Annotated in this window: 6 protein-coding genes; 2 read left to right on the forward strand and 4 right to left on the reverse strand. The window is 72.2% G+C overall.

Annotated elements, in window-relative coordinates; genetic code table 11:
* Positions 1–136: 136 nt before the first annotated feature.
* The gene (locus ACTHJJ_RS08035; protein ID WP_440302417.1) at positions 137–1,261 is read right to left on the reverse strand and encodes a M24 family metallopeptidase; all 1,125 of its coding nucleotides are present in this window, start codon (positions 1,259–1,261) and stop codon (positions 137–139) included.
* A gap of 72 nt (positions 1,262–1,333) precedes the next feature.
* Here ACTHJJ_RS08035 and ACTHJJ_RS08040 point away from each other — a divergent pair, with 72 nt between their 5' ends.
* The gene (locus tag ACTHJJ_RS08040; RefSeq protein WP_440302418.1) at positions 1,334–2,827 is read left to right on the forward strand and encodes a carboxylesterase/lipase family protein; all 1,494 of its coding nucleotides are present in this window, start codon (positions 1,334–1,336) and stop codon (positions 2,825–2,827) included.
* A 9-nt stretch (positions 2,828–2,836) separates the two neighbouring features.
* On the opposite strand, the gene ACTHJJ_RS08045 is transcribed toward ACTHJJ_RS08040, so the two are convergent.
* Both ACTHJJ_RS08045 and ACTHJJ_RS08050 read right to left on the reverse strand, forming a co-directional pair.
* A complete protein-coding gene (locus ACTHJJ_RS08045; protein ID WP_440302419.1) occupies positions 2,837–3,043 on the reverse strand; it encodes a dodecin in 207 nt (68 codons plus the stop codon).
* An 89-nt stretch (positions 3,044–3,132) separates the two neighbouring features.
* A complete protein-coding gene (locus ACTHJJ_RS08050) occupies positions 3,133–4,296 on the reverse strand; it encodes a citrate/2-methylcitrate synthase (RefSeq protein ID WP_440302420.1) in 1,164 nt (387 codons plus the stop codon).
* Between the two features lie 107 nt (positions 4,297–4,403).
* Here ACTHJJ_RS08050 and ACTHJJ_RS08055 point away from each other — a divergent pair, with 107 nt between their 5' ends.
* Positions 4,404–5,648 (forward strand): citrate/2-methylcitrate synthase, encoded by a 1,245-nt coding sequence (locus ACTHJJ_RS08055; protein ID WP_440302421.1) that lies wholly within the window; start codon positions 4,404–4,406, stop codon positions 5,646–5,648.
* A gap of 91 nt (positions 5,649–5,739) precedes the next feature.
* Here ACTHJJ_RS08055 and ACTHJJ_RS08060 read toward each other — a convergent pair.
* Positions 5,740–6,199, reverse strand: a 460-nt coding sequence (locus ACTHJJ_RS08060) for a TrmH family RNA methyltransferase (protein WP_440302422.1), incomplete at its 5' end; no start/stop codon positions are given.

A 6,199-nucleotide genomic window follows, 5' to 3' on the forward strand; every position in this document is an offset into this window, starting at 1 on the left:
CCGAGCAGCGGTATGCCGCTGAACCCGCTCCCGGAGGCCGGTACGTCGTGCGCGTGGCTGGGACGGAAGTGACGAAGCGCTCAGTCGACGATGGGGCCCAGCGCCCACACGTCGAGTGAGCGGTCCACCCCACTGGTCACACGACGATGAGATCCCGCGGCCGGTTGTTGAGCCGCTCGACACCCGTCTCGGTGACGGCCACGATGTCCTCGATCCGGGCGCCCCACTCGCCCGGCACGTAGACGCCGGGCTCGACGCTGAACGTGATGCCCGGCTCGAGCGGGAGGTTGCTGCCCGCCACGATGTACGGCTCCTCGTGGACGTCGAGCCCGATCCCGTGCCCGGTCCGGTGGATGAAGTACCGGTCCAGGCCGGACTCCCGCAGCACGGCCCGGGCCGCCTCGTCGATCGCCTCGCAGGTCACGCCCGGCCGCACCGCGACGACCGCCGCCTCCTGGGCCGCCTGCAGGGCCGCGTACGCGCAGGCGATGTCGCGAGCGGGAGCGAGCCCAGCGGCATACGTCCTGGTGCAGTCGGAGTTGTAGCCCGAGGTCAGCGGGCCGCCGATGTCCACCACGACGAGCTCGCCGCGCTCGATGACCCGGTCGGAGAGGGAGTGGTGCGGGCTCGCGGCGTTCGGGCCGGAGGCGACGATGACGAAGTCGGCAAGGGCGTGGCCCTCCTCGACGATGGCGGCGGCGATGTCGGCGCCGACCTCGGCCTCGGTGCGACCCGGCTGCAGCCATTCCCCGACGCGAGCGTGCACGCGGTCGATCGCCGCCCCGGCGAGACGCAGCTGCTCGAGCTCGGCGGGGTCCTTGCGCATCCGCAGCTCGCGCAGGATCGGGCCGGCGAGGACCTGGTGCGTGGCGCCCGCCTCGCGCAGCCGGAAGGCGTGCAGCGCCGGCGTCAGGTCGGACACGGCGACCCGGTCGGTGGCGATCCCGGCCAGCGCGAGCGCGTAGGGGTCCTCACCGTCGACCCAGGTCCGGACGTCGACGCCGAGCCCCTCGAGACCGAGACCAGTGAGGCCGGCGTACTCGAGCGCTGGGGAGACGAAGACCGGGGACGCGCCGTCCGTCGGGACGACGAGACAGGTGAGCCGCTCGAACGACGACCCGCTGAGCCCGAGCAGGTAGCGCAGGTCGGAGCCGGGGGTCACGACGGTGGCCGCGACCCCCGCGTGGTCAGCGGCCTCGCGGAGCCGGTCGAGGCGTCTGCGGACGAGGGCAGCGTCGGCGGCGGCAGGTGAGGTTCCCATGGGAGTGGACCCTATTGCGCGAAGCGGCCGCACCCCTTGCGGGGCACCTGCTCGCCTTGTCACGATCCCGGCATGGAGCCGACGGTTCGCATCACGACGGGTCAGCTGGGCGGTGCCGAGCACGAGGGGGTGAGCCGCTTCCTCGGGATCCCGTATGCCGCACCCGCGGTAGGTGCCGCGCGGTTCCAGGCGCCGCAGCCGGCGCTCGCCTGGGACGGCACGCGTGACGCGACGCGACACGGCCCGACCGCATTGCAGGCGCCCTACGCGCCCCCGGTCGCAGACCTGCTGCCCAGCTCGGTGCTCGACGGCCCGGAGTACCTCAACCTCAACGTGTGGACGCCAGACCCAGCTGGGTCCGGTCTGCCGGTCATGGTGTGGTTCCCCGGCGGCGCGTTCGTGCGTGGGGCGAACTCCATTGCCACGTATGACGGCTCGTCCTTCGCCCGCGATGGCGTGGTGCTCGTCGGGGTGAACTACCGGCTCGGCGTCGCCGGCTTCCCGGTGCTGCCCGACGCCCCGACGAACCTGGGCATCCGCGACCAGATTCATGCCCTGCAGTGGGTCCAGGAGAACATCGCCGCCTTCGGTGGCGACCCGGGCAACGTGACGATCTTCGGCGAGTCGGCAGGTGGCATGAGCGTCGCCACCCTCATGGCCGCACCCCAGGCACGCGGCTTGTTCCGGCGGGCCGTCGTCCAGAGCGGCAGCGGAGCGGCCGTCGGCGACCCGCACGACCTGCGCCGGGTCACCGAGGCCGTCGCCGCTCGGCTCGGGGTGTCGACCACGGCCGCGGCGCTGTCGGAGGTCGACCCGAACGCCCTCCGAGAGGCGCAGACGGCGATCGGTCTCGAGGTGAGCCTCAACCCCGACCCCGCCCACTGGGGCTCGACGACGATCCGGGGCGGGCTCGGGATCATGTCCTACTTCCCCTGCATCGACGGCGACGTCGTCCCCGGCGTGCCCTCCGAGGTCATCGCGGCCGGCCCGACGGTCCCGCTCCTCACCGGCACGACCGCGGAGGAGTTTCGCCTCTTCACCGTGCCGACGGGCGTCGCTGCCTCGGTCACGCCCGAGACGCTGCCCCTGGTCGCCGCCCGCTACGGCTGGCCTCCCGAGTTCGTCGACCTCTATGCCGCGAACCGACCCGGCGCCTCCCCCGGCGACATCGTCACCGCGATCCTCACGGATGTCGGGTTCTGGCTGCCGACTGTGCAGCTCGCCGAGTCCGCGCACGCCGGTGGCGCACCGGTGCACGTCTACGAGTTCGCGTGGCGGACGGACGTCGCCGACCTCGGCGCCTCCCACGCCCTCGAGCTGGGCTTCGTCTTCGACACCCTGGGCCGTGAGGGCTCCGGCCTGCTCGCGGGCGGGAACCCTCCCCAAGCCCTCGCGACCGAGATGCACTCAGCGTGGGTGGACTTCGCGTCGACCGGCGAACCGGGCTGGGCGGCATACACGCCCGAGGAGCGGGTGGTGATGAGGTTCGACTCGGCGTCCGAGGTCGTCGTGGACCCGCGCGCGGAGGAGCGGCAGGCGTGGCAGCCGCTCCTCGCGCCCGACTGACGCCGCCGACTACTCGATGCGGAAGCCGAGCTTGAGCGTGACCTGGTAGTGCGCCACCCGACCGTCGACGATGTGGCCGCGCACGTTCTTGACCTCGAACCAGTCCAGGTTGCGCACGGTCGTGTTCGCGCGACCGATCGCTCCGGCGATGGCGTCGTCGATGGACGTCTCCGACGTGCCGACGATCTCGCTGATCCCGTAGGTGTTGGCAGGCATGGCACTCCTTCCCTCGGGCGCCGACGCCGTCGCCGGCGGTCAAGGGCCCATGCTTGCACCTCCACGCGGCCCGACGGGAGGTATGGCGCTCAGCTGGCTCGCGCTGCCAGGTGGCCGACGTAGCGGGCCGCCGGCCGGATGATCTTCGGGTCCCGGCTCTGCTCGAGGACGTTGGCGACCCAGCCGACGACGCGGGCGACACAGAACGTCGGCGTGAACATGTCCGGGGTGAGCCCGGCGAGGCGCATCACCACGCCGGCATAGAACTCGACGTTGGCGTGCAGCTCGCGGCCCGGCTTGAGCTCGGCGAGGACGCGCTCGAAGGTGTCCTCGACCTGGGTGGCGAAGTCGACCAGGGGGTCGTCGTAGCCGCGGGCGATGCCGCGCAGCATCTCGGACCGGGGGTCACGGGTGCGGTAGACGGCGTGGCCGAAGCCCATGATCCGGTTGCCGCTCGTGATCCGCTCCCGGACCCACGGCTCCGCCCGTTCGGGCGTCCCGATCTCCTCGAGCGCCTCGAGCGCGCGACTCGGCGCACCGCCGTGCTTCGGTCCCGAGAACGACCCGACGGCCGAGACGAGGCAGGCGGCGAGGTCGGCACCCGTCGAGGCGACGACCCGAGCCGTGAAGGTCGAGGCGTTGAACCCGTGGTCCATCGTCGAGACGAGGTAGGTCTCGATCGCCCGCACGTCGCGGGCCTCGGGGCGGGAGCCGCTCACCATCCGGAGGTAGTCCTCGACGTGGCCGAGCGACTCGTCGGGCTCGACGGGCTCCAGTCCCTGCCCGATCCGGTGGGCCGCCGCGAGGATCGTCGGCGTCACCGCGAGGGCGGCCAGGGCGGCCTCGAGCTTCTCGCCCTCGGTGGCGTCGAACAGCGGCCGCAGGCCGGTCGTGGCTCCCCAGAGCGACAGCGCGGCCCTGAGGATCTGCAGCGAGTCGGACGTCGTGCGGCAGAGCGCGGGCAGCAGGTCGGCGACCGCCGGCGGCAGCGTCCGCAGCGTGGCGATCCGGGTGCGGAAGGCCCGGAGCTCGGCAGCGTCCGGCAGGTGTCCGACGATGAGCAGGTGGGCGACCTCCTCGAAGCCCGAGGTCCGGGCGAGCTCGACCGCGGAGCGCCCCCGGTAGTGGTAGTAGCCCTCGTCGCCGCGGACGTCGCCGATCTCCGTGTCGGTGACGATGACACCGGCGAGGCCCGGCGGAACGGTGATCGCGCCGGAGGCGCCGGTTCGGGCCGTCGTGTCCACGTTGCTCATCTCTTGTCCCTTTCGGTGGTCCTTACGACTACCGTGGTCGCTGTTGATCAACCTCGTCAATGTTGATCACGTCAACGGTTGACTCGATCAAGACGGCAGGAGAGCCGGTGGCAACGACGCAGTGGATCACGACGACCGAGGCGGCTCAGCGGCTCGGGGTGAAGCGCGCGACGCTGTACGCCTACGTGAGCCGGGGTCAGCTGCGGAGCCGCCGCCGGCCGGGGCAGCAGGAGAGCCTCTTCAACCGGGCGCAGATCGACGAGCTGGCGCGCTCGGGGCGGCCTTCCGGTGGTCCGGCTCCCCTGCTGCGGTTCCGGACGATCTCGACCGCCGTCAGCTCGCAGCTCGACGGCGACCTGCTCTATCGAGGACGTCCGGTCGGCGAGGTCGCGGGCGAGCTGTCGTTCCAGGAGGCCGTCGCTCTTGTGCTCGGCACCTCCGACCCCGACGGACTCAGCGTGAGCCGAGGGGGCTTCAGCCGGGTGGGTCGGTCGCCCGCGCCTGGCGGCTCACGCCGGGCCGCTGGGCAGCGGGACGCGACTCTGGAGCTGCTCCGCGTCCTCGTCCCGCAGCTGCCACCCGAGCGCCGGCTGCCGGTCGCAGTCCAGCTGCTCGCCGGCGCTGACCCGCTCGCCGTCGACCTCCATCCGGACCGGGTGCGACTCGCGGCGGTCACGGCCGTGCACACCTGTCTCCAGGCGGCCGCGCCCGACGCGGCCTCGAGTGGTGACCTGGTCGCCGACGTCCCGGCGTTGCTCCTCGCCGGGCTGCGCGGTCGGCGCCCTCCAGGGCCGGACATCGAGCTGCTGCGTGTCCTGCTCACCGCGCTGCTCGACCACGGCCTGACCGCCTCGACGGTGGCGGCCCGGGTCGCGGCGTCGACGCGAGCCGGCATCCACGACTGCCTCGCCGCGGGGTACGCCGCCATGGCCGGGCCGCTCCACGGCTCAGCTCCGGTCGCCGCTCGCGCCCTCCTCGACGATCCGGGGACCGCGGTCGACGTCGTGGCCGCGTCGCTAAAGCGGGACGGCCACGTGCCCGGCTTCGGGCACTTTCTCTACGAGCACGGCGACCCTCGTGCCGACGTCGTCCTCGATGCGCTGTGGGAGCGACGCGGAACGGCCCGCCTCCGCCGACGAGTCTCGGACGTGGCCCGGGTCGTGCAGGACCACTCGGGGCTGCTGCCCAACGTCGATCTCGCCTCAGCCGCGGTCCTCGCGGCGCTTCGCCTGCCGGCGAGCGCCGGCGAGGTCGTCTTCCAGGTCGCCCGCTCCTACGGGATCACTGCCCACGTCGTCGAGGAGTACGCCGAGGAGCCGCTGCGCTGGCGCGGTCGCGACCCCATCACCTGACCCCTCCGATCGCGAGCACACTCGCCACGATCGAGAGTGCACTTCTCTGGATCGACAGTTCAGTTCTTCTAATCGAGAGTGCTGTCGTCGCTCAGGGACGCTGGTCGAAGACGTGCCGCCGAACCCAGGCGTGCATCGCGATGGCGGCCGCAGCACCCGCGTTGATCGAGCGCGTCGAGCCGAACTGCTCGATGTGCAGCACGACCTCGCACTCCGCCCTCATCGGGGCGGACAGCCCGGGCCCCTCCTGCCCGAAGACCAGGATGCATCGCCGTGGCAGGTCGTAGGTCTCGAGCGGCAGCGAGCCGGGCAGGTTGTCGATGCCGACGAGTTGCAGACCCTCGCCGTGCGCCCATCCGGCCAGGGACGCAGCATCCGCGTGATGGTGCTCGTGCTGGTACCGGTCGGTCACCATGGCGCCACGCCGGTTCCAGCGGCGCTTGCCGACGATCTGGAACGCCTTGGCCCCCATGGCATTCGCCGTCCTGATGACCGACCCGATGTTGAAGTCGTGTCCCCAGTTCTCGACCGCGACGTGGAAGTCGTGCCGA

This window comes from Intrasporangium sp. (assembly GCF_051961875.1).
GTDB lineage: Bacteria > Actinomycetota > Actinomycetes > Actinomycetales > Dermatophilaceae > Intrasporangium_A.